This window comes from Roseateles sp., assembly GCF_049240545.1.
Taxonomy (GTDB): domain Bacteria; phylum Pseudomonadota; class Gammaproteobacteria; order Burkholderiales; family Burkholderiaceae_C; genus Paucibacter_A.
The window spans coordinates 1-1269 of sequence record NZ_JBMLSK010000339.1; the positions used below are offsets into that span (position 1 = coordinate 1).

General features: G+C 66.7%; 1 protein-coding gene. It reads left to right on the top strand.

The features are described from left to right. Positions 1–1264 (top strand): IS1634 family transposase (locus ACOVRJ_RS21285; protein WP_422045823.1); only part of this gene is annotated, 1264 nt, incomplete at its 5' end. Positions 1265–1269 lie beyond the last annotated feature (5 nt).

The following is a 1269-nucleotide window of genomic DNA, read 5'->3' on the forward strand; positions in this document are numbered from 1 at the left end:
CAAGCTGAGCCACCAGCATCTGCTGCGCAGCATGGATGCGCTGATGGACCACCAGCAGGCCGTGGATGACTGCGTGGCGCAGCTGCTGCGCCCGCTCATCGACGAAGACCTCTCGGTGGTCTTCTACGACCTGACGACCATCCGCGCCGAGGGCCACAGCCAGCAAGACGGCGACGTGCGGCACTTCGGCATGTCCAAGGAAGGCGTCATCGCCCGCCAGTTCATGCTGGGCGTGGTGCAGACGGCCGACGGTATGCCGATCTACCACGAGGTCTTCGACGGCAATACGGCCGAGGCGCCGACGCTGGAGCCCACGCTCAAGAAGGTGCTGGCGCGCTACCCGCACATCCGCCGCCTGGTCGTGGTGGCCGACCGCGGGCTGCTCTCGCTGGACAACATCGAGGCGCTGACCAAGCTCCACGTGGCGGGGGATCGGCCACTGGAATTCATCCTGGCGGTGCCAGGGCGGCGCTATGGGGAGTTCGTCGATCTCTTGGCGCCGATGAGTGCACGCATGGCCCAGGCCACCGACGAAGTCGTCGAGGAGGCGCAGTGGCAGGGCCACCGACTGGTGGTCGCCCACAACCCCGTGCGTGCGACGGAGCAGACCCAGGAGCGGCTGGCGAGGATCCACGCATTGGAAGAGCGCGCAGCGCAATGGGCCAGCAAGCTCGATGCGCAGGACGCCGGCCAGGTACACCGCGGCCGCAAGCTCTCGGATTCCGGCGCCAAGGCGCGTTTGTTCCACGAGGTCAGCGACGCGCATCTGGCGCGCATCATCCGGGTCGATCTGAAGTCCGACCTGTTCGCCTACGAGATCGACGATGCCGCGCTGGCCCGGGCGCAGCTAATGGACGGCAAGCTGATGCTGATCACCAATGTCCGCGACATGACCGCGAACGAGGTGGTGCGCCGCTACAAGTCGCTGGCCGACATCGAACGCGGCTTCAAGGTGCTGAAGTCGGAGATCGAGATCGCGCCGGTCTTCCACCGGCTGCCCGAGCGCATCAGGGCCCATGCGAGCATCTGCTTCATGGCCTTGATCCTGTACCGCGTGATGCGCCAGCGCCTGAAGCTCGCCGGCAGCGAGTTGTCGCCGGAGGCAGCCTTGGCGGACTTGCGTCGCATCCAGCGGCACACGGTCACCATTGACCGCAGCGCCCCTATCCACGGCGTCTCCACCGTTCAACCACGCCAGGCCGCAGCCCTGGCCGCGCTCAACGTCAAGAAGCCGACCATCGACGCCCAGATGCCGCTGCTGTAGTGGCA